The sequence below is a fragment of the Sphingobium sp. Cam5-1 genome (assembly GCF_015693305.1).
Lineage (GTDB): Bacteria > Pseudomonadota > Alphaproteobacteria > Sphingomonadales > Sphingomonadaceae > Sphingobium.
The window spans coordinates 2,177,337-2,201,941 of sequence record NZ_CP065138.1; the positions used below are offsets into that span (position 1 = coordinate 2,177,337).

The 24,605-nt window shown below is 59.7% G+C and carries 19 protein-coding genes, 1 tRNA gene and 1 pseudogene; 4 read left to right on the top strand and 17 right to left on the bottom strand.

The genetic code is table 11. The features are described from left to right. The first annotated feature begins 332 nt into the window (after positions 1–332). Positions 333–1,178 (top strand): Abi family protein, encoded by an 846-nt coding sequence (locus IZV00_RS10885; protein WP_230463183.1) that lies wholly within the window; start codon positions 333–335, stop codon positions 1,176–1,178. Positions 1,179–1,992: 814 nt separating this feature from the next. Here the strand turns inward: IZV00_RS10885 and IZV00_RS10890 are convergent. From IZV00_RS10890 to IZV00_RS10955, 14 genes and pseudogenes are all read right to left on the bottom strand, one after another. Then, the gene (locus IZV00_RS10890; RefSeq protein WP_196224665.1) at positions 1,993–3,297 is read right to left on the bottom strand and encodes an NtaA/DmoA family FMN-dependent monooxygenase; all 1,305 of its coding nucleotides are present in this window, start codon (positions 3,295–3,297) and stop codon (positions 1,993–1,995) included. Positions 3,298–3,350: 53 nt separating this feature from the next. Beyond that, positions 3,351–4,109, bottom strand: a complete 759-nt coding sequence (locus IZV00_RS10895) for a hypothetical protein (protein WP_196224666.1) — start codon at positions 4,107–4,109, stop codon at positions 3,351–3,353. Positions 4,110–4,264: 155 nt separating this feature from the next. After that, on the bottom strand, positions 4,265–5,194 hold the full coding sequence (locus IZV00_RS10900) for a phytanoyl-CoA dioxygenase family protein (RefSeq protein ID WP_196224667.1): 930 nt from the start codon (positions 5,192–5,194) through the stop codon (positions 4,265–4,267). A gap of 95 nt (positions 5,195–5,289) precedes the next feature. After that, entirely contained in the window at positions 5,290–6,090 is an 801-nt protein-coding gene (locus IZV00_RS10905) for a phytanoyl-CoA dioxygenase family protein (RefSeq protein WP_196224668.1), read from the bottom strand. A gap of 334 nt (positions 6,091–6,424) precedes the next feature. After that, on the bottom strand, positions 6,425–7,156 hold the full coding sequence (locus tag IZV00_RS10910; RefSeq protein ID WP_230463184.1) for a TetR/AcrR family transcriptional regulator: 732 nt from the start codon (positions 7,154–7,156) through the stop codon (positions 6,425–6,427). Between the two features lie 273 nt (positions 7,157–7,429). Further along, positions 7,430–7,691 (bottom strand): annotated as a pseudogene (locus tag IZV00_RS21540) (hypothetical protein); the annotation flags it as partial. 331 nt (positions 7,692–8,022) lie between these two features. Further along, positions 8,023–10,482 carry a TonB-dependent receptor gene (locus IZV00_RS10915; protein ID WP_196224669.1) on the bottom strand — a complete coding sequence of 820 codons (2,460 nt, stop codon included), beginning with the start codon at positions 10,480–10,482 and terminating at the stop codon, positions 8,023–8,025. Positions 10,483–10,633: 151 nt separating this feature from the next. After that, positions 10,634–10,939 (bottom strand): hypothetical protein, encoded by a 306-nt coding sequence (locus tag IZV00_RS10920; protein WP_196224670.1) that lies wholly within the window; start codon positions 10,937–10,939, stop codon positions 10,634–10,636. Positions 10,940–10,992: 53 nt separating this feature from the next. Then, positions 10,993–11,187 carry a helix-turn-helix domain-containing protein gene (locus IZV00_RS10925; RefSeq protein WP_196224671.1) on the bottom strand — a complete coding sequence of 65 codons (195 nt, stop codon included), beginning with the start codon at positions 11,185–11,187 and terminating at the stop codon, positions 10,993–10,995. After that, positions 11,184–11,645, bottom strand: a complete 462-nt coding sequence (locus IZV00_RS10930) for a CopG family transcriptional regulator (protein WP_230463185.1) — start codon at positions 11,643–11,645, stop codon at positions 11,184–11,186. The genes IZV00_RS10925 and IZV00_RS10930 overlap by 4 nt, the downstream gene beginning before the upstream one ends. 33 nt (positions 11,646–11,678) lie before the next feature. After that, on the bottom strand, positions 11,679–13,616 hold the full coding sequence (rlxS, locus tag IZV00_RS10935; RefSeq protein WP_196224672.1) for a relaxase/mobilization nuclease RlxS: 1,938 nt from the start codon (positions 13,614–13,616) through the stop codon (positions 11,679–11,681). 1,348 nt (positions 13,617–14,964) lie between these two features. Then, positions 14,965–15,834: an EAL domain-containing protein gene (locus IZV00_RS10945; RefSeq protein WP_196224674.1), complete on the bottom strand. Its 870-nt coding sequence runs from the start codon at positions 15,832–15,834 to the stop codon at positions 14,965–14,967. 178 nt (positions 15,835–16,012) lie between these two features. Beyond that, positions 16,013–17,155, bottom strand: coding sequence for a tyrosine-type recombinase/integrase (locus IZV00_RS10950; protein WP_196224675.1), 1,143 nt, complete (start codon positions 17,153–17,155; stop codon positions 16,013–16,015). A gap of 144 nt (positions 17,156–17,299) precedes the next feature. After that, positions 17,300–17,389 (bottom strand) — tRNA-Ser (locus IZV00_RS10955). Positions 17,390–17,513: 124 nt separating this feature from the next. On the opposite strand from IZV00_RS10955, the gene hspQ reads away from it, so the two are divergent. The 3 genes from hspQ to IZV00_RS10970 all read left to right on the top strand — a co-directional run bounded on the left by hspQ (position 17,514) and on the right by IZV00_RS10970 (position 20,694). Further along, on the top strand, positions 17,514–17,885 hold the full coding sequence (hspQ, locus tag IZV00_RS10960; protein WP_196224676.1) for a heat shock protein HspQ: 372 nt from the start codon (positions 17,514–17,516) through the stop codon (positions 17,883–17,885). Continuing rightward, positions 17,842–18,651: a GDSL-type esterase/lipase family protein gene (locus tag IZV00_RS10965; protein ID WP_196224677.1), complete on the top strand. Its 810-nt coding sequence runs from the start codon at positions 17,842–17,844 to the stop codon at positions 18,649–18,651. The genes hspQ and IZV00_RS10965 overlap by 44 nt, the downstream gene beginning before the upstream one ends. A gap of 105 nt (positions 18,652–18,756) precedes the next feature. Further along, a complete protein-coding gene (locus IZV00_RS10970; protein ID WP_196226621.1) occupies positions 18,757–20,694 on the top strand; it encodes an OPT family oligopeptide transporter in 1,938 nt (645 codons plus the stop codon). Between the two features lie 141 nt (positions 20,695–20,835). Here IZV00_RS10970 and IZV00_RS10975 read toward each other — a convergent pair whose 3' ends face one another. The 3 genes from IZV00_RS10975 to queF form a co-directional block, all read right to left on the bottom strand. Further along, on the bottom strand, positions 20,836–23,466 hold the full coding sequence (locus IZV00_RS10975; RefSeq protein ID WP_196224678.1) for a M1 family metallopeptidase: 2,631 nt from the start codon (positions 23,464–23,466) through the stop codon (positions 20,836–20,838). A 90-nt stretch (positions 23,467–23,556) separates the two neighbouring features. Continuing rightward, the gene (locus tag IZV00_RS10980; protein ID WP_196224679.1) at positions 23,557–23,925 is read right to left on the bottom strand and encodes an endonuclease domain-containing protein; all 369 of its coding nucleotides are present in this window, start codon (positions 23,923–23,925) and stop codon (positions 23,557–23,559) included. 147 nt (positions 23,926–24,072) lie between these two features. After that, positions 24,073–24,519 (bottom strand): preQ(1) synthase, encoded by a 447-nt coding sequence (queF, locus tag IZV00_RS10985; RefSeq protein ID WP_443020081.1) that lies wholly within the window; start codon positions 24,517–24,519, stop codon positions 24,073–24,075. Positions 24,520–24,605: the final 86 nt, after the last annotated feature.

The following is a 24,605-nucleotide window of genomic DNA, read 5'->3' on the forward strand; positions in this document are numbered from 1 at the left end:
GGCCATCTTTGGTCACGCGCCCGTGGCCCGTCATTTTTGACGGAGAAGCTGTCACCTCTCGGATGCCCTGACTTTCCGCCATTTCCAGCCGCGATTTGTCGCGTTCGGTGTAGGGGGTTCCAGCTTCCACGGCTGGCACCGGTTTGCATTCCCGAATTGATCGCGCCCATTGGCGATCCGGTCCGCTGGATGCGACGAAGCGCAACAGCCCGTTATTGATTTGTTGGGAATCGGTGGATATATCGAGCTCAACAAAGCCCGCCACGCCTCTCAACGATGCGCACCATGGCGGGCTACTTTGTTTTTAGCCTTGGTTCGCGCATAAGCCGACAATGCGCCATTTCAACAAGCCCTCCAAGTCAATTCCCGATCAAATCGCGTTGCTCCAAGAGCGCGGAATGGTGATCGAAAATGCCCAGCAAGCCACATGGGCGCTCAGTCATATCAGTTATTATCGGCTGCGGGCCTATTGGCTCTATTACGAAGCTGATCCCGAATCCGGCAATCACGTGTTCAAGGCAGGCACAACACTGGAAGTGGTGCTCGCCCTTTACGAGTTTGATCGCCGTCTTAGGCTACTGCTTATGGATGCGTTGGAGCGGATAGAGGTCGCGGCGCGCGGTGCATGGGCGCACCAAATGGCGATGGTCTATGGGCCGCATGGCTATCTCAATGCGGCATTGTATCCGCGCACGGATCGCTTTCAAGCCAACCTGGCCCAGCTACAATCCGAATATGATCGCTCGCATGACGTGTTCGTCGATCATTACAAGCGAACCTATAACAATCCCACTTTGCCGCCTGTCTGGATGGCTGCGGAGTTTATATCCTTTGGCCTGCTTTCCAAATTCTTCTCCGCTTTAGGGGGACGCGCAGACCGCAAGGCAATTGCCCGCAGGATCGGCTTTGATGACAGAGTGTTTCAGGGCTTGATGCATCACCTTGCGACGGTGCGGAACATTTGCGCACACCATAGCCGCCTTTGGAACCGGCGCTTCACCGTCACTTTCCCAATCGCACAGACTCCGGCCAACCTTGCGGAAACGATAGCCCCCGAGGCTGATCGCAAACTCTACAACACACTGACGATGCTGTTGCATTCAATGGGAAAAAGTGGCCCCAGAATCGGATTGGCCCCATCGATTGACGCGTCTGATCGCAGAAAATCCAACGGGTGATTTTGCTGCTATGGGTTTTCCTGACGATTGGCGAGAACGTCCGCTGTGGACGCGCATCTGTTCGGATCAGGCCGCTATCGTCCGGCTTTAAGCAAGCGCGCTATCGGGGAGCGGTTTAGGGAACCAATCCCTGATTTGATGGAATATCCAATAAAATCAAGGAAAGATGGCGGAGAGGGAGGGATCAGTATTCCCGCGCTAAAAGCGGCAAATTTCCTATGTTCCTGCCAGACCAGCTGAAGCTTTCCCACACCCCTTACCACGGGTATCCCTGCTGGCCATGAAATCACCAGCTTGATGAAAGGATGACGGACAAACCTTGATCTGTCCAGACGCTAGCCGAAATGAGTGGACGCAGGTGTTCGAGCGCGACCGGCCGTTTGCGGAATTTGGCGTTTAGAGAGGCGAAGACAGGAAAGCCGCCATTCACCGAACCTGATCCCAGAGGCAGTTTCCGACCAAAGGACCCCGCGGGTTCCTGCACTGGAGGCTTTCGTACGCAAGCGCCCGAAACCCTTCGCAGCATCGGCGTTCCCCCTGCTCTGGTGTAAATGTCAGATCAGGACGCATCCTGCCATTCGCCCGATAACAGATGGGTGCAGCGCGCCGACCCGTGCCGCTCGGTTACCGGACTGCAGCCATAAGGAGACATCAGCGGCACCATCCAAGCGTATGACTTATCTCGTGTATCGCGAATGGCCTACCTCGGCGCAAGCTGTTACCTTCGATACCCCGCTACAATCACCACCCAGAGTACATGGGTAGCGGCAGGCTTGAAACCGGGCGGCTAACTGCGAACCGCCCGATTGCAGAGTCAAAACTCCCGCAGAATTTCGCGCAATGTGGTGCCGCGATATTCGGTGCGAACCGCACCGGCCTTTTGCAGAGCGGGAATAACGCCGTTGAGCAGATCGGGGAGCTGGCGGTTATAGCCCGATCCTTCGATAAGGAAGCCGTCGCCGCCGACTTCATCCATGACCGCCATCATCTTTTCGGCGACCTGCTCCGGCGTGCCACTGAAGTCCATTCCACTGGCGCCCTGGCCCATGGAGAACAGGTCACGGATGGATTTGCCTTCTTCCCGCCCGGCTTTCTTCATATGGTCGAGCGCGCTGGTATGGCCGCCCGCAACGATGTCCTGCGGCACGGGCACGTCCAGGTCATAGAGCGAAAAGTCCACGTCTAGCGAGGAGGAGGCCATGACGATATTATGCTCGAACGACGCCTGCTTTTCAGCTTCGGTCATTTCCTGCTTCTCAACCCCTTCGGGAAGGATGTTGACGGGCGTCAGAAAGATGACCTTGATATCATCCGGGTTGCGGCCCTGCGCTTCGGCGCGCCGCCGAATATCCTCGCGATAGGCTTTCATCCCGGGAACGCCGCCGGTCATCATGCCCAGAACAACTTCCGCATTCTTCGACGAAAATTCGCGGCCGCGTTCCGATGCACCGGCCTGACACAGGACAGGATAGCCCTGCGGCGACCGCACCGTGTTCAGTGGGCCGCGCGAGTGGAAATGCTTACCTTCAAAATTGATGGTGTGAACCTTGTTATGGTCGACATACACACCTGTTTCAGGGTCAGCGACCAGCGCGCCTTCTTCCCACGAATCCCACAGCTTCTTGGCCAGTTCGACATATTCATCCGCTATGTCATAGCGGACCGTAGGCGGCAGCAGCTTGTCCATGCCGAAATTCAGGGCCGCGTTCTTCTCACTGGACGTGACCATGTTCCAGCCAGCGCGCCCGCCCGTAAGGGAATCGACGGTCGAAAGTAGTCGGGCCAGCAGATAGGGCGGGTAGAATGTGGTGGACGCGGTAGCGACCAGTCCGATGTGCGACGTTTCCTGCGCCATGACTGGCAGCAGCGGGATGGGATCGAGTTTGGGGGCCAGCGTAGCGTTCTTCAGATCGAGCTCCATGGAGCCGGCATATCTGTCGCCAACGATCAACGTGTCTTCGAAAAAGATGAAATCGAACTTCGCTGCTTCCAGCATCTTGGCGAGTTGCTTGTGATAGGAACCGTCAATCCAGTCCGACCCGAACTCCTTGCCGTCACCGGGCCATGACGTGGCCCCGAACTTGGTGAAATAGCCGAGGTGGAATTTTGTGTGTGCCATAGCGTCAGTCTCCTTGATTTTAATTTGATGATCTGATGACCGGTAGACGTGTGTCAGAGCAGCGAGAGCGCGGCGTCGACACTGATCTTTCGAAAAGTCTGCCGCATGACGCCGTCATCCCAAATGGCGTCGTGATATTTTCTTGCGGTTATTTTCTCGTCTGCACTAATTTCAATCAATCGACTGCGCACACGCTGCGCCAGCTCTCTTGAATAAAGCTGAACATCCGCATCGCCTGCGTCGATGTAGCGCTCGATACTCTCCGCAAGCGCGATTGGTTCGAGCGCCAGTTCGACATCCTGGTGCAGATCAGGGTTCCGCGACATGATCGCAATATCGGCATTACTGGTGCGTCCCTGGGCAGTATAGGCAAAGCAATGCCGGATGCGATCGCGCGCCACCTCTGGCTCTTTCCAAGGGAACGTCAAATGCCGTGGAGTTCCGTCGGGAATAGCCAGGTGGGTAATCGCGCGATCGTTGATCGCCTCGATCAGCGCGTCGGGATCGGCTGGAAGAAAGACCTCCCGACGGGGCACCACGTCAAAGCTTGAGAAGTCGCCATAGCGCCCGCCAGAATGAAGCAGGTAGATTTCCGCATAATGCGGCGCCTTTCGGCGGCTGGGGCGCACATCATAATAGGCCGTGGTCACCAGCTGTAACAGCATGCTGGCACCCAGTGCGCTCAGGGGCGAGGTGAGAATGACGGCCAGCCGATCATCGGGCCGCCAGTCCAGCAGCTCCTCCCGATCCGCCGCATGACCGTTCATCTCGATCTCGAACATCGAACCCTTCAATGAGAAAGCGGTGTGCATAGGCTGCTCTCGCAAAATGTACGCCGACCGGGGTACGCCGGTGTCTTTCCAGCCTTCCCGACCCCTTCCCCGTCGAGTCCGCACCAGGCACCGACTTGCGTTCAGTGGCGATGCCGCCACCGCCGCGTACCGACTGCCTTGCGCCGCTCCTACGGTCAGTATTCGATGGTGGCCGGGACCGTCATGGAACGCAGCTCTTCCGAAGCCGAGTTCCAGGGTGAATCGAAGCCATTCACGACAGAGCTGTAGCCCAGCAACTGACGGAGCGTACGTGACGCGCCGTCCATCGTGCGCGGATCAAGAACGAGCGGAAAGTTGATCAACGGCCGACACCAGGGCGGGCAGTAACCAAAGTTGATGGATGCCCGCTGCCGGTCAGTCGATACATTTGCCCCTGTGCCGTGGAGCAGCATATCCGAGTAAATGAGCAGCGAGCCAGCAGGGGCGATGGCTGGCACCGACTCGTAGAATGTTGCACCAGACATATCGATCCGGTCGTTCCAGCGATGACTGCCAGGGACGACACGCGTCGCACCATTCTCCTCGTCAAACGCATCCAGGCACCAGATGAAGCGAGCCTGGTATGGAACGGCCTGATCATGGGTGTCGCGGGCAGCGTCCAGGTGGATGAATTGCGCGCCGCTTCCTGGACGTGTGACATTGGCATCCAGGCTTTGAACAAGGTAGCTTTCGTTAAGCACCGTGGGTCCGAGGATGTGTTTGACGAGGTCCAACAAAACAGGCTGTTCGAGGAGTTCGAGAAACACCGGATGCCGATCGGGCAAGCGGTCCAGACGCCGATTCTTGGCATCGGGATCGACAAAGAACTGGCTTACCCGAGTGATGTCCGCCGCCTCTTCGTGGGCAATTTCGGAAGCCAGCACCTGCCGGGCGAGTTCGACCTTGTCTGGCAAGATCGCGGCGGTCAGGATCGCATAGCCTGCTCGTTCAAAGTCGGCCTTTGCCGTTTCCAGATCCGGCGTAGGTTGCGGCAGAGCGTCCTGAAAATCCAGTGGCACCACTACTGTCGCTTTCATTTGCTCGGTCTGATAGTCATCTATCGAAATTGTGTTTCCAACTGACATTTCACGATCCTTCAGTCTTTGATCTGGAATGATATCGCTAGTGAGACCGTGATCTCACCCTGATCGCTATCTCGCGTCCTTCATCCCGGCACGTATCAGGGGTGTGCCTGCCTGAGTGCAGTCAAGGGGTCCGCTTGCGCCCCGGCGTGGCCGTAGCCAAAGCCGATCTGATACCCCATCAATTTCAGAAGATCGTCAGGCAGGGTTCGGGCGATATCTTGCGGGCAGGCCAGAAACTGGTTTTCCTCCTGCCGGACCCAGCCAACACAATAGTTGATCGCCTGCGCGCGTCGGATGTCTTTCGATCGATTGCTGCCCCCGGCATGCCACAGCTTGCTCGTGAAAATCATCACGGAACCACGTTTCATCTCGGCTGGCAGCGTGTCTTCCAACCTATATTCCGCACGCGGTAAGGCATGGCTTCCTGGAACAACCCGGGTCGCGCCATTTTCTTCGGTGAAGTCCGTTAATGCCCACAAGGTATTGCAAGAAACGATATAGTCATCAGGAAATGGAAAGCTGTCGAAAGTCATTTCGTCTTGATGAATAAATTGCGCGGGACAACCTGGCTTCAATGAGATCATCTCGGTTGCGCCGAGCTGAACGATCGGTGAATGGCTAAGTACGTCCTTCACGACGCCAAGTACCAAAGGGTTCATCACGAGGTCGCGACCGGTTTCCGAGCGTGCGATCAAATTGCCGACGCGTTGACTTCCATTACCGAACCACTCATTTTCGCTGAACGGCGCAGCATCGGTATATGGCCGCATATCCGTCAGGATTTGATGGATAACGGAACCTGGAACCAGCTCATCTATGATCACATGGCCATGCTCACGGATCACCTTTATCGCTTCCTCGACGGTGGCGTCGTTAGGAAGATGCTGAAGCTTCATCGTGATACTCCTTGAAGCAGGTCGTCTCGTCGCGCGCTAAGCTCAAAGAAATTACCAGTGCCACCTTGTCGGTTAAACCAAATCGCATAGGGCAGCGGACCGTCGCTGAGCCAAGCACCGCGCCTTCCTTCTTACGTTAATATTTATCAACATTTCTTATGTTGAATATTTTCAACTTCCTGTCAACAGGTTTATGTGGGGTTACCGCGCCATCGCGAGCGCCAGCGATGGGCCGAGCGCAAGACTCGTCGTCCAAGTTCGTTATCGAAGCATGATTTAGCGATGGGGCCACCCGGCGTGGGCCGCGCGCTTGGCCGCACGCTCTGAGTTTAACCTATTTCGGCGCCCGCTTTTGCGTCGCACCCCGTTTTTCCGCAGCCATTTCGTCTGGCCGGGCCTTCAGTATGCGTATTTCGGCCGGAGTGATGGTTTTCGCCATTTTGACGAGCGAATTCGCTCCGATCATTTGCATAAGCGGCATTTTTTTCGACCATGGCTTACCATGACCTGCGATGACTGTCATGCCTTCCATTGCGGCATTGATGAAGATCGAGACTGCTTCAACTTCCTCGTCGTTAAGCGAGGGATTCAGCTGCTTTACGAACGAACCAATCAATGTGTGACTATATTGGTATAAGGCCTCCACGCGCTCCGCCACAAATTCATTGTGATTACTCATGGCCCAAAGTTCTGTCATTAAATGCGTTGTTCCTTTCGCCTTGGCGCCTTCCAACGTGCCGGTTATCACAAGAGTCAGCGCGTCTTCGGCAGGCATATTAGTTTCATACACGCGATGTCTTAGGAGTTCTTCACTGGAATCGAGGATTTCATGAAGAAGTAACTGGACAAGCATTTCCTTTCGAGGGAAATGGCGCGTGACGTTGCCTATCTGCAAACCGCATTTTTCTGCGATCCGTTTCAATGTGAACGCCGCCGATCCCTCTTCAATCAACACTTGAACGGCAGATCGAAGTATCATGTCGACCGTTTTAGAGCCTCGGGAAGATTTCCCGGGGCGCACCATGCCAAGGTCCATCGATTGTTCATTGCTATCGGCTTCCATCATGGCACTGTCCTAAGCATTGAAGGATCAGTCGATCAAGGGTGCCAGTGTAGGTTGGCCTTCTCTACACCGCGAGGCTCGAACCCCGCGACACGAGCGGTGACCCCACATTTGGGCGCCGTCACCTGCCCCAAATTTAGGCGGGAACGACTCCCTTTACTGCCGTGCCCCGCCGAAATTGGCGCTGGATACCTGAGGCTACCGGGTGATGTCGATCTCGCGAACGACTTGACGGCCGAACGGGAGCGGGCCAACCGGAGATTCGAGGTAGTGCTGTCAGACAAACCGAATCGCTCTTCGCTGCATGCACCAAGGGATGAAGAGGCAGGGACTCAGGCCGCGGAACCGCCACTCCGCCAGTGCGGCTGAGCGTCTCTCCTTAAAGGTCTGCCGTCGATGAGGTGGCGCTCCAGGGAAAGATGGTTGTGGATGCTGGCGTGAACAGAGGCGAATTTCTGTAGTGCCTTCATCTGCCTGAAGCGGAGCGTCGCTCTTTCCCGTCGCCGAAAGGCAAACGGCGGCTGTTCTCCATCCTGTTTGTATACCCAGCCGGTCCACCGCAGCGACATATCAGCGAAGGCCATCTATTCAACGTTCCGCAGGCTCAGGGGAAATCGCACATGCATCATCACCACCAGGCGGATGATTTCTCGCGAAGAGTTGACGTAGCGGATTGGGCTGGCAGGTGCGGGCCACGGCATGGAATCTGCTTACCAGCGCCTAACGAGCAGTGCATTTGATCTGACAGTGCCGATCGAAGTGATCGGCAGAAGTTCAACCCCGTTTCCCAGCGTCCGCTAAAAGAGATCTGGCCGTTGCGAACCCGCGACGGCCAGTCCCTTCAATTTACTTCGTTGCTGCCGCGCAGCTTACCACCGGAAGGCAAGCGATGCGCCAAACTCGCGTGGCGCGGTCGCGTTGATCGTCCGGTAACCCGAGTCGAACACGCTGCCATCCGCTGCCGCGGTCTGGCCGATGGCGGCCGAAATGTCCGTGATCCGCTTTTGATTAATGAGGTTTTTGATGAATCCGGTCAGTTCCCACTTGCTGTCATCGCTGCGGACACCCGCATAGACATTGAGAATGGTACGGCTTTGATAGTTGAAGTTCCTTAGCTGCGAAAATACCGCGGGACGATAGTTGATCAGCCCGCGCACGAAGGGTGTGAACGATCCACCCATCGGGAAACGCAACTCACTGTTGGCCGAAAGACTGAAATTCGGTGTATCCGACAACCTGCCAAGCTTGCAGAAACTAACATTGCCCGGTCCGGTAATTGCTGGAGTTCCCTCCGAATCCGGCGCCCCATCGCCGTTATAATCGTTGCACGGCAGCCGGGCACCCTTGGAATACCGCGCCTTGACATAAGCGGTGCTGACCGAAAAATCCCAGAAAGTCGTCGGATGTACATCAAGGGTCAATTCTACGCCTTTGACCGTTGCGTCGCCATTATAGTTGAAATCGAACCCACCGTCGTTGACGCGATCGCCAGGCGTGCCCACCGGCGATGCCGGCGGAACGTTGTCGCAGCCCCCGCCAAATGCCGCTGGCAGGTTGGGGCAGTCATAGGTGACACCTGTAAAGCGCGACACGAAGCCGTCGATCTTCTGATAGAAGGCGGCGAAAGCAAAGTTCAGTTTCCGGTCGAACGCCGAACCCTTCACGCCGACTTCAAAAGCATCGGTCTTTTCGTCATCTGTGACGATCAGGTCGTTCGACAAGCCCACAGGCACTGACGCGCCTGCCGTGGGGGCGCGGAATGACCGATTATAGGAGGCATAGATGTTCAGGGCGTCGTTGACCTCATAGGTCAGGTTCACGCCGCCAGTGAACGCATGCGTACCCTGGTCGCGCAGGGCTGCTGGAATACCGTCCTGATTGACAGTGAACGGATCAATCGGATCAATGCCAAAGGGGGCAAAGCCCGGATAGCCAGGCGAACTGACAAACGTGTCGCTGACGAGTATGTTATGATATTTGGTGTAGCGCAAACCGCCTTCAATCTTGAGATTACCCAGACGCGCATGTCCGAACGCGTTGAAAGACAATGTTTCAACGTCTGCGGGAATAATGACATTGACCCCAATCGGCAGGAACAGGCCCAGCGACGCAGGTGCAAAAGCCGTGAAGAAGTTGTCTGCCGGCTGATCTACCCGCGTAGTACCAGTCTGCTTGGTGTAGAACGCACCGATACCACCGCCGAGCGAGCCGTCATCATTCGTCGAAAGCCGAAGCTCAAAGGTAGGAATCTTGAACGGTGTCTCGATACGTTGGACGGCCACATAGCCCGGAATGGCGTTGGTGGTGTCCTGATCGCGCGCCTGACCCAGCTTGGAATACTGATACGCAGCCAGTCCATCCAGTGAGACTGGCCCCATATCCCAGTGGCCATTGAACGTAATCTGGTGTGATCGATTCTTGAAACGTGCCGGACCTTCCATGACCGATGCATAGTCATCAACGCCCAAGGCTGGACCTGATGTACCTGCCAGACCAGTCGATCCTGTGCCAACAACCTGGGTATATTGCCGGGTATCGGCTTCAAGATATTGATAGGTCAGATAAGCGGTGAACGCGTCGCTCGGTTTGAAACCAAGCGTTATACGACCGCTCATCGTAGTCGCGCGGGAACGGTCGCCATTGCTGATATTTCTCACCTGGTTAACCTGGTTGTGATCAACCAGACCAGCAACGCGGATCGCGAACTTGTCGGAAAACGGCAGGTTCACACCGCCCTGGAAGTTATAACCTTTGTCGTCTGTCGCGCTTGCTTGCGCATAGCCGGTTATTTCATCGAAGACAGGACGACGCGTCGTGATGGTGATGGCACCAGCCGGCGACGGGAGACCACGTTCAAGACCCTGAGGCCCGCGAAGAATTTCGATCTGCCCGATATCGTACAAGGCAGTGAATACAGTTTGAGCGTCAGCGGGAACTTCGTTGACGTAAGTCTGAACAGTGGGGGTGACGCCTGAATCGGGATCAAACGAAAGGCCGCGAAGGGTGGTTGTGTTGTTACGGCCCGAAGTGTTGGTCAACTCTAAGCCCGGAGCCAGTTGTTGGACGTCCTTAGTGTCGAACAGCTGAAGTTTTTCAAGCTGTTCGCCAGTAGCGACGTTAACCGACATCGGAACGTCGGACAGGTTACGCGCGACACGGGTCGCGGTCACAACGATGTCCGTAGTTGTCACTGCGCCCAGGCCTTCTGTCCGCGTCTGGCTTGGCGTCGTTGGAGAGGCGCCCTGATCCTGGGCATGCGCCACGGTTGGCAACGCCAATGCGCTAGCAGCGCAACACAGCATCAGGTTGCGCTTCAAATATTTTTTCAATGTATTCCCTCCCTTTTGTATCATCAGCTTCAGTCATGCGCAGCGGCGTTATTGCGCCGCCTGACATCAGTGCAACGAGCAGTGCCGGATACGATGGCCGGGTGCTGCCAGCATATCGGAGCTTCTGAGCTCAATAGTTGAAATTTTTCAACTAAGCAACAAGGGCCGACTCATACTCACCACGCCACGGCGGCGGCAGCGGCGGCGAGGTAGATGGCACCAAGGAAGTTGGTTGCGAACTTGTTGAATGAATGGCGATGCTGGCTGAGATGCCGCAAACGCGCTTTAGTACATTGGCTTCACGTTCCAGGAAGAAGCTCGTATTACCCAATTCGATGGGCCAGCCCTCCATCACTTCAACGTGATTCTTTACATCGAACGCTACTGTGACGATCATCCTTTGATCTTGCTCGGCAAGGCCGCTTTCAGCAAGCTTTCCATTGCCGACCAGCCGCAACTATGTCCGCTTTCAGGCGATCGGCAGCGGAGCGTTATGACCGAGACTGGCGCTTAGCTGCCCTTTCGCCGACTGCGGAGGAAGGCCTCGATCGAGGCGACCGGTATGAGCGTCATGCTACCGACCTTGAGGGTCTCGATCTCTCCATCGGCAATGAGCAGATAGAGCTTGGATCGGCCGATACCGGTCATGCGACAGGCATCCTTGATGCGGACCGTGATCGGCGCGGGTGATGGCTCGAGGCTCATGGCTGTTCCTCCGATTTCGCAAGGGCGGTTATTTCGCCGCTGTCGGCCCTCACCAGGCGCTGCTCGACCAGCTTCATGAAGCTGACATAGCGCGTCCTTCCGAGGCGGGCGGTGTCACTGTCGAATGGCGGCTGGTCGGCAACCAGCGTCAGCTGGTGCCGGATGAACAGGCCCAGCATCTCGGTCAGCGCATCGACCTTGCGCTCCAGCCGATCGGCCGTCCGGTTCTGCCGGTCAAGCCGCGGCCCGAACCGCTGGTCCAATTCCTGCGCGCCCTTGCGGTCGAGCCATGCGTTGAGCGCGTCGGTCAATATCTGCGTCTTCGACGTGCCGGGATCGGCGGTCAGCGCATTCAGCTTCGCCGACAGGCTATCGGGGAGGTAGAATTGATGGCGGGTCTTGAACGTCTTCATGCCCGCAACATCCGCCAAGCCGCTATGGGGCGACAGTGCCTCCATGGTGCCGTCAGGTGTCTATCGGAGGGCGGCCGGTCAGCCGATGCCCAATCCCCTATTCCTGCCGCCAATGGTCCAGCTGATTGGACCGTCACGCATGACGCCCGACACAGGCTTGCCAACGGCCCGATCGAGGACCGGGCGCCAGGGCACGAGGCTGAACTCATGCGCCCTCTCGATCACGGCATAGCGCTGGTCCCCGACGTTTATGGCGCGGCGATAGATGCCCTCAATCGGCTCCCTGGGCCGCAACGTGATGTGCCGCAGCCCCGTTTCCCGTTCGATCTGCTGGCTGGTCCGGCTGAGCTCGCGCTGCTGGAGGAGGAGAAGCAGATTGCGGCGTAGGCGAACACCTTGTCCTTGCTGCTCTGCAAGTCCCTGCTCCACAAGCCATGCCTGCCGCTGGGCAAGGCTCTTCCTGACATCCGCCCCGAACCCGCCGGAAAGCGGCTGCGGCTGATCGCTCGCCATCTCGCGGTCCAGCCATGTCACGCCATCATGGGCGGCGAGATGTTCGAGCGGCCTGACGGACAGCGTTTCGATGCGGACCGGCAGGCGCCGACTTTTCTCCCGTTCATAGCGTTCGGTGTCAATCAGATGATCCTCACCGATGACCCAGCTGCCGTCAGATTGCCGTTCAGGCACGCCGATCAGCCGCCGCATGGCCTCGAGTCGGCGGACATGCATCTCCGCTGTGCTCTCCGTTATCGTCCTGTCTTGCGCGAGATGGAGATCGACACTGTAGCGCCCCTGATGTTGGGCAGCGATGTTAGCCACCGTGCGATCGACATCGCGTACCTCGATCGGTGCGGGCGAGAGGCGGACGATACTTGCAGTCGGGAAGGCCTGCTGGTCCTCGCCGATGTCGGCATAATGGCTGTGGCCATTGAGGGCATCGATGATGAGGTAGCGCCGGTCGCGATGCTCGTCGGACAGGCCCGTGGCGACGACCCTGCCTATGATCGCCTCTCCGTGGGCGGGATCGTACAGGCTATGGTTGTGGGGCGGGCGATGGATCCCTGCTTCCCGCAGTTCGCGGTTCAACGTCCGGATGATGTCGCCACGCTCGCCCATGCGGCGCAGCGTCGGTTCCAGTTCACGATCGAGCGTCCAGCGTCCGTTCCTGCCTTCCTCGGCAAGGCCGAGACGGGACAGCGTGCGTAGCCGCCCAATGAGCGAAGCATGTTGGCCCGGATGGGTCTTGGTGACGGTGATGACACCCTCTTCATCGGCTTGCCGCATCAAGGTTCGGTCGATGCCGGTGAAGCGCTCCTGCTCGATCTCTCTTGCCATGCTGGCAGCGATCTCCTGTTGCGTGCGGGGACCAAGGTCCAGGGACACGATCCCGGCAGCGCGGGCGCGAAGGCCCTGGGTCATATAATCCCGGGCGATGACGAGATCCTTGCCGGTCTCGTCCTTACCCCGCACGATGACATGGCTGTGGGGATGGCCGGTGTTGAAATGATCGACCGCCACCCAGTCGAGCTTCGTGCCCAAATCCTTCTCGGCCTGCTCCATCAGCTGACGGATCACGGACTTAAGGTCATCATATTGTGCGCCATCCTCCGGCGCGACGATGAAGCGGAACTGGTGGCGGTCACCAGCCGAGCGTTCGAGGAAGGGCTTGTCGTCGAACCGATCGGTGTCGCGGCCATAGAGCGATCCGCGTTCCCCTTCTCGGGTCGTGCCGTCGCGCTGGAGATAGCGGAGATGGGCAGCGGCTGCCATGCCCTTGCCCAGCTTCACGATGCGGCTCTTCACCACCACGCGACGGGCGCTGGCGACGGATCGGGGTGAGCCCCGGCCGAGCACCCGCCCGACGCCATTGCCGCGCCCCAGACGGGCGCCGGTGAAGCGGCGGCCAGCACTGCCGCCACCGCCGACACGGCGAGCCCGGGCGAGGCTCTTGCCGACGGTCGGCGTGTCGCGGCCGATGCGTCCGAGCCAGAGATCGAAATCGTCGCCGTCGGCCATGTCGTGGTCCTTTCCCTAGGAATGCGGGAAAGGATGGGAAGCGGTCGGCCCGCCGTGCAAGGGCCTCCATCGCCAAGACCGAAGGTGCTGCATTCTCCGGCCCTGTGGAGGCATGGCCGTCGGCATGCCTCCATCAAAAACCCTGTGCAGGCGCCATTCCCGGCCGCATCAGGAGGCAGGGCTTTAATCTTGCCGTACCTTAAATCCCCTCACATCTGCCTTTTCAGCGTCTCAGATTTCAACAACGACGCTCACAAATTCCGGCCTTTGATCCCGCGGCGAGGATGGGCAAACCGCCCTCCTGCTCGGCGGCTTTTCACCATCCTCATTGCCTGAATGATGGTTGCGGACGTGGCCTTGGTTGTAGCTATCCTCGCTGGTTTTCACTTCAAAACGAAGTCATCGAGCACCTGATTTCAGGCGTCCTGCGGTCGGCGGCGGTCCTGATGCCGACTTGAGGAAGCATGTGAATTTCTGATGCAGGCTGCATCTCCTCCACGTCATTAAGCGCGAAATTTGGCTTGATAACTTCGCCAAACCCAGCAATCTGGCCCGGCTCCCAAGATACGTGGGAGCGGGGCGTCGAAACCCCGAACCAAAGGATGCTCGGTCACAGTTTACTGGGGCCGGGTGGCATGCGCGCATGTCCAGCCGGCAACGGTAAAGGCGCATGCGCCTGTTCCTTTGGTCAGGTTTCGAACATCCGGCTTTGGCCGTCGCCCCGAGTGGACATAGGCGCGACGATGAAGGCCAAGGCTCAGGGCGTCGCTCACCCGAGGGACGCGTATGACGTTGCCGAGCAGTTCAGGCTGGAACCCTATTTCTGATCTGCCATCTGACCGAAAAGATGGTCGACGGATGCTGCTGTGGGAGGAGGATCAGCCCGTCGTGGGCCGATGGGATCCCAACCGGCGAGACTGGGAGGACCCGGAAGGCATGCAGCTTTATGAGGAAATCACCTTCTGGGCCGACATTCTTGCCCCTCAATAATTGCAAGCCTGACGAATGTTTCGACCTCATATCGATCCAGCCTTCGGTCAAGATGGAGTCGGTAGACGGGATCCTCGCGGCCCTTGTTCGGCAGATTGGCGGTCGCCTTCGACCGGAAGTAGGATCTTCGCGACGGATGGCACGAACCGTGGGAGGCCACACTTCCCAAATACTGCTGGAATGTGATGCGGCCTAGCGGTTGTTGTCGGCGATCTTTAGTCTCCCGGCGACGGCATTGCCCTCGCGGGACCGTCTCCGGGAGTGAAGGCCGGTACTCAGAAAGTAGCGGCCATACTGGAAGCCTATAAAGCTCTTGATCGCATTCCGCCATCAGGCGGTGGATTCAAATACCGCTCTTTCAAGGCGTGCGATCGCATTCAATCGCTCTTTTTGAGATGCTGCTCGAGGGCCGATGCATGCGCCGTTCTCTGGCACTACGCCTCTCGCGTCGGCTCCGTCTTGCAGTTTGATCGGCAAGAAGCGCAGGGATCTGATCTGCTGCTACGGCTGGACTGAAGAGATAACCCTGCGCCTGATCGCACCCGCTCCTGTGCAGGCGATCTGCCTGGCCTCCTGTTTCGATCCCTTCGGCGACCGTCGTGACTCCCAGATCCCTTCCGAGGTTGACGATCGCGCGGACGATCGCCGCGTTGATCGGATCGTCGAGGGATTGAACAAAAGAACAATCAATCTTGAGTACATCAACCGGAAACTGCTTTAGGTGGATGAGAGAGGCATAGCCTGTGCCGAAGTCGTCAAGTGCGATTGTCATCCCGGCGCGCCGAAGCTGTTCAAATGTCTTCGTTACGTTGTGAGAAGCCCCCTCAAGCAGCACCGTTTCAGTGACTTCCAGTTCCAGACAAGATGCGGAGATGCCTGCGCGATCGATGCGTTCCATCAAGCCCGCGACATAATGCTCCTGTCGAAAGGATGCGGCTGACACGTTAAAGGCGATACGACCGATCGGGAGTCCCCGCCTTCTCCACCGAAGGATGTCGGCCGCGATCAGCTTGAATATGCGCTGGTCAAGAGCGATGGCGAGTTCGGCATCCTCGAAAGCGGCGGAGATTGTTCCGGGTCCGTGATATGCGCCAGGCATTCCGTCGCGCCAATGCAATAGTGCCTCAAATCCTGCGATGGCACCCGATTCCAAATCGACTTTGGGTTGATAGAAGGGGAGGATCTGATCAAGGTCGAGCGCCTGGCGGGCCAGCGACAGTTCCGACATGCGGGCTTGCAGAGCCTCCTGGTCAGCTGTCGCCGTTCCGCTGCAAAGTTAATTTCCTCCAGCGTTCGACCAACAGAGACGAACGAAGCGAACATGAAGGCCATTCCGGCTGAAGTCGTGAGACGGCCGCTATCAGACGGCAAGATGCTCCGTAGGCATTGAAGAAGGTGTCCAGTCACTACTTCAAACAATATGCTCCCCATTCGTCCATCAGCTTTCGCCTCTTCTCGAGGAGGTTCCCGCGCCGGTATGCAGCTTCCGTCTTGTCCTTGACCCGGTGAGCCAGAGCGGCTTCTGCGATTTCACCGGGATGATTGGTCTCCTCGCTGACCCAGTCCCGGAAAGCCGAGCGAAATCCGTGGGCGGTCGCGTCCTCCTTCATCTCGCGGAGCAATTTCGTGAGCGTCATGTCACTCATCGACGCGTCACCTCTGGCCCCAGGAAATACAAGCGAGCGCGATCCGATCCGCAATTCCCGGCACCGTTCCAGAATCGCCAGCGCCGGTATCGACAGGGGAATGACATGCTCGCGCGACGCCTTCATGCGCGCGGCCGGTATGGTCCACAGCTTCTCGTCCAGATCGAATTCTTCCCATGCCGCACCTCGAACCTCGCCTGATCGGACGGCAGTCAGGATAGCAAAGCGCAGCGCTAACCTACTGAAGGATTCCCGCTCCGCGAGCCTCACCATGAAAGCGGGCACCTTTGCATAGGCCATGGCCGCGAAGTGCCCGTCCTTCTTGGGCTGTCGTGGAAGCCCCTTGGTAATTGCGCGCATCGGCGCTTCCGTCTCGCGATAGCCCGAAGCGTAAGCCCAATCGAGAACGGTGCCGATCCGCTGCCGGACTCGTCGCGCTGTCTCTGGCTTGGCGAGCCAGATATCCGACAGCACGTTCCGGATCATGGGTCCTGTAATCTCATGAACCTGCACATGACCGATCTGGGGAAACACATAGGCCTCCAGCGTCTGGAGCCATTGCTTCTCGTGCTTCTCATTCCGCCATGTCTTGCTGTGGGCGGCAATCACTCTGGCTGCCGCCTGCCGGAATGTGGGAATGCCCTGCGCCTTGCGCCGCTCGAATTTCGGATCCAGCCCGAGTTCGACCCAGGTGCGGATTTCTCGCGCCCGCTCTCGGGCTGTCGCCAGCGAGACTTTGGATGCGCTGCCCAAGCCGAAGTCGCGCCGGTTGCCATTCTTCTGCACCCGGCACACCCAGCTCTTGGCACCGCCGGGCTGAATCACAAGAAACAGGCCGTCGCCATCCCCGAGCCGCCCGGGACGTGTTGCTGCCTTCACAGCGGTAGCGGAGAGCCTTCCCATGCCACCAAATCTCCCACATTCTTTCCCACATTTCCAATCGGTCACCGGTGGACTGGCAGGGATGGACGTGGATGCGAATCCCGCTGAAAGCCGCAGAAAAGCTGGGCTTTAGTGATTCGGAACGGATGTGAAAGGACAGGATGGTGGCGGAGAGGGAGGGATTCGAACCCTCGGTACCGTTTCCGGCACGCCGCATTTCGAGTGCGGTGCATTCGACCACTCTGCCACCTCTCCGCAGAAGGTCCAGCATGTGCCGTCCCGGTCGAGCGGCGGCCATTAGCGAATGATGACCGGCTTGCCAAGCGGCCCGCACCGTATTTTTCTTGTAACACTCACCAAGCACCCTAAATTGCTTTTCATGACCGACACCACTGCAATCTTCGGCGCCGATGTCAGCGCGCCACCTGTTGTCCATGCGCATTTCAGCATCGGCGATGTCGTAAAGCATCGCCTCTTCGCCTTCCGTGGCGTGGTGTTCGACATCGATCCCGTCTTCGCCAACAGCGAGGAATGGTATCAGGCGATTCCCGAACAATCCCGGCCGGACAAGCATCAGCCCTTCTACCATCTGCTCGCCGAAAATGGCGAAACCAGCTATGTCGCTTATGTAAGCCAGCAGAATCTGATGGCCGACGACAGCGGGGAGCCGGTGGATCATCCGGCGATCGCGGGGATGTTCGGGACTTATGCCAACGGCAAATATCAGCTGCGCCCGCTCCATCGCCATTAAGGCGCCGTCCCGCGCACGGGCATGGTGGCGGGTAGCCGCCGCCCTCGCGCTGCTGCCCGGCCTGGCCGGAATCGCCGCTGCGCAGGCGCCGACCGAGCGCCCCGCGCAAGAATCCCGGATCAATGCCGACCCGACCTTTCCCTTCGCAAATGAAGTCGCCGCCTTCGCCAAGGCGAATGAGAGGGACAGCGGCGCGCCCGGTGCCATCCTCTTCCTCGGCAGCTCCAGCATCCGGCTGTGGGATACACACGCAGGCTTCCCCGACAGAAGCACCGTCAATCGCGGTTTCGGCGGAGCGACGACGCCCGATGTCCTGCATCACTATTCCCGGCTCTTTCCCAGGGCCGCGCCACGATCGCTACTCGTCTATATCGGGGAGAACGACCTTGCAGCCGGAGCCAGCCCCGACACCGTCGCGCGCAACATATTGACGCTGCTGAAAAGGCTGCGCGCCGATTATCCCAAGGCGCGCATCGCCTATCTGTCGCTCAAACCCTCGCCCATCCGATGGACGCTCTGGCCCAAGATGGCGGCGGTCAACATGACCGTGGCGGCGCGCAGCCGGGTCAGCGGTTTTGAATATCTCGACGTCGGCAGCAGCCTGCTCGCCCATGACGGCCTGCCCGACGCATCGCTGTTCGGCCCCGACGGGCTGCACATGAACCCGCGCGGATACAGCCGCTGGAACAGGTTGGTCGACGGCTGGCTCGACCGGACGGAGATGGCGGCGGCACCGGCATCGCGTTCGGTATCACTTTCCAATTGATCCACGGCCAAGCAACATTATTACCATACATCTGTAAAACACACCCAAAGGGGGACGATGCTGGTGACCACTGATTCGGCCAAGGCCTTGCCCATGTCCGCTCCCATGGCGGAACTGACGCTTCGCGGCGTCATATTGGGTGCGCTCATCACGCTGCTCTTCACGGCTGCCAATGTCTATCTGGGGCTGAAGATCGGCCTCACCTTCGCGACCTCCATCCCGGCCGCCGTCATCTCCATGGCGGTGCTGCGCCTGTTCGCAACCGGTACGATCCTTGAAAACAACATTGTCCAGACGATCGCGTCGGCGGCGGGCACGCTCTCGGCGATCATTTTCGTCCTGCCCGGCCTCGTCATCATCGGCTGGTGGCATGGCTTTCCCTATTGGCTGTCCGCCTTCACCATCGCGCTCGGCGGCATATTGGGCGTCATGTATTCAGTCCCACTGCGCCGCGCGCTCGTCACCGGGTCCGACCTCCCCTATCCCGAAGGGGTCGCCGCCGCCGAAGTGCTCAAAGTGGGCGCAGGCTCCCGCGAAGGGCTGGAGGAAAATAAGCGCGGCCTTGCCGCCATCCTCATGAGCGCGCTCGCCGCAGCCGCTTTCTCCGTCATCGCCAAGACAAAGCTCATCGCCGAAGAAGCCGCCACCTTCTTCAAATTCGGCGCCGGCGCGACATCGGTGTCGACCAGCTTCTCCATGGCGCTGATCGGCGTCGGCCATCTGGTCGGCCTGTCGGTCGGCGTCGCGATGTTCGTGGGCCTGCTGATCAGCTGGGTGGGCCTCGTCCCCTGGCTCACCGCGCCGCTGCCAGCGGGAGCCGACATCGCCGAAGTCGTCGGCACCACCTTCCGCATGAAGGCCCGCTTCATCGGCGCAGGCACGATTGGCGTCGCGGCGATCTGGACCCTGCTCAAGATATTGGGGCCGATCATCAGCGGCATCCGATCCGCCATGGCCGCCGCCCGGCAGCGCAAGGCAGGCGACGGCAGTCTCCTCGCACTCACCGAGCGGGACTTGCCCATCGGCATCGTCGGCGGCACCATCCTCGCCTCGCTCGCGCCCATCGCCGTGCTGCTCTGGTATTTCGCGCAAGGCGGGCCGATTGCCCTCAACCCGGTTCCGATCCTCATCCTGACCCTCGCCTATATCCTGGTCGCGGGCGTCGTCATCGCGTCGGTCTGCGGCTATATGGCGGGCCTGATCGGCGCATCGAACAGCCCGATCTCCGGCGTCGGCATCCTCGCGGTCCTCGGCGCATCGCTGATCCTCGCCGCCATCTACGGTTCGGGCGGCGATCCAAAACAAAGCCAGGCGCTCATCGCCTATGCCCTGTTCGTCACTGCCATCGTGTTCGGCATTGCCACCATCTCCAACGACAATCTTCAGGACCTCAAGACCGGCCAGCTGGTCGGCGCAACCCCCTGGAAGCAGCAGGTCGCGCTGGTGCTAGGCGTCATCTTCGGCGCCCTCGTCATTCCGCCAGTGCTCGACCTCCTCAACAGCGCCTTCGGCTTCGCAGGCGCTCCGGGAGCCAAGGCCACCGCCCTGCCCGCGCCACAGGCCGCGCTCATCTCCGCACTGGCGAAAGGCGTGCTGGGCGGCGATCTCGACTGGGGCCTCATCGGCACCGGCGCGCTGATCGGCGCAGTAGTCGTCGCCATCGACGAACTGCTCGGCAAGGCAGGCAAGCTCCGCCTGCCCCCGCTCGCGGTCGGCATGGGCATATACCTGCCGATGGCGCTGACCCTGCTGATCCCGGTCGGCGCGGTCATCGGCCACCTCTACAATCGCTGGGCGATGCGCCAGTCCAACCCCGATTTTGCCGAGCGGATGGGCGTGCTGATGGCGACCGGCTTCATCGTGGGCGAAAGCCTGTTCGGCGTCGCCTTCGCCGGGATCGTGGCGGCGACCAACAGCGACGCCCCGCTCGCGCTGGTGGCGGAAAACCCATGGGCCGTGCCCGCCGCGCTCCTCATCTTCGCGGCGGTGATCGCCGCGCTCTATGCGCGCCTCCGCCGCTGGGCGAGCGCACCGCTTGGTTAAAGAGGTAACGGTGAACCATTTCGACCAAATCCTCCCTGCGCGAAGCGTGGGGAGGATGAGCGTCAGCAACCCACCCTCTTCACCGTCCATCCTGGCCGCAATAAATGAAAAGGGCGGCAAATCACTCCACCGCCCCTCCAATCACCTCTTGGCAAACCACGCCGTCAGCGCAGGCTTCAGCCGCGCCCGCGTCTCGATCCGCGTCCTGATGGCGGAGATCGACCGGTCCACCACCTTGCGCGATTCCGGCGTCAGATAACGGCTCGCATAGGCGTCCAGCTTCGTCACCATCGCCGGATCAGCCGACCCACCGCCCAGCCGCGCAATCGCCTGGGACCGCGCCGACACATCGATCAGCGCCTCATATTGCTGCCGGTGCGCCAGCACATAATCGACCGCCAGCATCGGATGCTCCGCACCCACCGCCGATATGATCGCCGCGCTCGTCGTCTTGCCCGGCTCATCCGTCATGGCGAGGTCGAGCGCCTTGCGCCCCAACGCCTCATCCTTCGCCGCGCCCAACAATGCAAAAAGCGTGCTCTTGTCGAGGTCGCTCTTCGCGCCATTGGCCATCGCGCGCAGCTTGTCCCATGTCGCGGCACCAGCATTGTGGGCGATGATGCGCAGCCACACATTGCGCAGCGGCCCTTCCATCAACGCAGGCTCGGCAAAGCGCCGCCGCGCCTCGGCCACCACGGCCTTGTCACCCATGCTACCCAGCGTCGCCACCAGCGCCGACCGAAGCACCGGCACCTGCGCGCCTTCGCCGGGCTTCGCATCATAGCCGACGCCCTTCAGCACCGGCCCCAGCTTGCGTGAGGCATAGGCAGCCACCCGCGCCTGCGCCACCTTGTCGCCCTCCAGCATCGTATAGACACTGTTCAGATAATCAGGCACCTCGGCCAGCACCGCCGGGCTCGCATTGGCGGGCACTGCGTCCACCATGTCCAGCGCCAACCCGATCGGCTGATACCCCCCCAGCCCCAGCTGGAAATTATCGGCCATCAGCCCGATCTGATCCATCGACGACAGCCGGGTGAAACCCGCCGCCAACGCCTTCACATTCACCTCCGGATAGAGGGAGCGATAATAGCCCGTCTGCCCCGCATTGATCACATAGGCCCCGCACCCCGGCAGCGTCACCGAAGCCGTCCCATTCAGGATCAGCCGCTGCGGCGCCCCGCCCACGGTCTGCGCCATCACCGGCACATTCCAACGCAGCGGCGCCTTATCCTTCCGATCGCGGCTGAACTCGCCTTGGCTGAGCGACAGCAAAGTCGATCCGCCCCGGCACTGCGCGCTGTCCACCTTCACCAGCGGAATGCCCGGCTGGCTCGTAAAGTCATGCGCGATGCCGACCAGCCCCTTGGCCCCCGCACCCTCTACCGCCTTCCACAGGTCGTCCGTCACCGTATTCCCATAGGCATGCGCCTTCATGTAGCCGCGAATGCCCTCGCGCCACACATCCTCGCCCGCATAGCCTTCCAGCATGGTGATAACCGCCTCACCCTTTTCATAGGTGATGTCGTCGAACGCCTGGTTCACCTCATCGACGGTATGGATTTTCTGCACCACGGGATGCGTCGTCACCAGCGCATCCAATGCCATCGCCCGCTCACGCCCGCCGACACGGGTCAGCAGCATCTCCCAATCCGGTTGCAACTTGTCCGTGACCTTGGTCGCCATCCAGCTGGCAAAGCCCTCGTTCAGCCACAGATCGTCCCACCAGGCCATGGTGACCAGATCGCCGAACCATTGATGCGCCATCTCATGCGCGACGATCGAGTAAATGGTCCGCTTCGTCCCTTCCGAAGTGAATTTCGGATCGACCAGCAGCGCCCGCTCGAATGTGAAGATCGCCCCCCAATTCTCCATGGCGGAGAAGAACTGGCTCTGTCCCGGCCCCGCGACATTATCCAGCTTGGGCAGCGGAAAGGGCACGCCGAAATAGTCATTATACCAGGGCAGGATCGCCGCCGAAGCATCCAGCGCCAGCTGCGCCTTGCCGGTATTCCCCTTGCCGGTGATCACGCCCACCTCGGTCGCGCCCGCCATTTTAGTGGCGCGCTCCAAATCGCCGAGGCCAAAGAACAGCAGATAGGATGACATTTTCGGCGAAGTGCCAAACATCACCCGCGTCCTGCCACCGCCCAGATCCTGCGACGCCTTGACCGGCATGTTGCTGACCGCCAACTGCCCGGTCGGCACGATCGCGGAAAGATCGAACGTCGCCTTATAGCTCGGCTCGTCAAAGCTCGGCACGAACCGCCGCGCATCGGGCGCCTCGAACTGCGTGAACAGCGCCCGCTTCTGCGCCCCCGCATTGTCCTTGTAATCCAGCGCGAACATCCCGTTCGCCTGCGTGTTGATGACGCCGCCATAGGCGATGTCCAGCTTGTAGGCGCCCGGCTGCACCGGCTTGCCGAAATCCAGCGTCACCGTCTGCGCATTCGCGTCGATCTTCGCGGCACCCGCCATCGCCTTGCCCTGGACAGGCGTCAGCGTAACACTGCCAATGCTAAGGTCAGCCGCATTCAACACCAGCACCGGCAGCGCCTGCGCGACATTCAGGTCGACCGTCACCTTGCCCGTGAATTTGAGGTTCGCCGCATCCGGCACCACCTCAATGGCATAATGACTGGGAGCCGCCCCACGCGGCAATTGCGTCGTGATCCCCGGCGCAGGCCCGGCGGGCGTTTGGGCGATAGCAGGCTGAACAAGGGCAAGCGGCGCGGCCGCCAGCAATAGGGAAGAAATTTTGGAAAGGGACATCAGGTTCGCAACTCCGACACGTTGAGAACGGCACGGCCCGGGCGGCCATGTGCCATGATAGTTGCGGGATCGAACCTTTCTCGCCTGCGGTCAAGCGGTTGTCGGAATTTTGTTGTTCGTTTGTTTAACAGGGAGGGCTTGGCGAACGCTCTCGAGCACACCATCGAGATTCTCGATGACCTCATGATTCCAGAAGCGGATTACCGAGTAACCCTGTCGCTCTAAAAAACGCGTACGCGACAGGTCAGCCTCATCGCCGTGCTGGCCTCCGTCAACTTCCACGATCAGGCGATGTTCAGCGCAAAGCAGATCAACGACGTAGGGACCTATTGTTGCCTGCCGACGGAACTTGAATCCATCCAACTGCCGATTGCGCAAAGCGGCCCAAAGTTGCTTCTCGCATTCCGTCGCGTTCTGCCGCAACATCGCCGCGTTAGGATTGGTGCGCCGTACCCCCATAGCTCGCCCCCACCCTCACCCAACCCTCTCCCGCCAGCGGGAGAGGGCTTTATTCTGACTTCCTTCTCCCGCTCGCGGGAGAAGGATACGGAGCCTTGTCGGCACCGCCGACTAGGCGAAGTTGGATGAGGGTGGACGAGGGTCGCCTCAACCCCGCCCCCGATACCCCGGCACATCCTGCGCAGGCAGCCACAACCCCGCAGGCGGCTCACCCGACTGCCAGAACACATCGATCGGAATCCCCCCACGCGGATACCAATATCCGCCGATCCGCAACCACAAAGGCTGCATCTCGGCAAACAGCCGCTCGCCAATCCCCACCGTGCAATCCTCATGGAAAGCGGCATGGTTGCGGAACGCCCCCAGAAACAGCTTCAACGACTTCGATTCGACGATCGTCGCGGCAGGCGCATAATCGATCACCAGATGGGCAAAGTCCGGCTGCCCCGTCACCGGACAGAGCGATGTGAACTCCGGCGCGGTGAATCGCACCAGATAGGGCTTCCCCGGCCGGGGGTTGGGCACATAATCGAGAACTGCTTCCTCAGGGCTTGCAGGCAACGCACTGCTCTGCCCCAGATGGATCGGCATCATGCTTTGGGGTATATCGGTCATGACCGGCCATCTACGCCATCGCACGCCTAATGTCACCGCAACCTGATCCCGCCATGCCATTCATC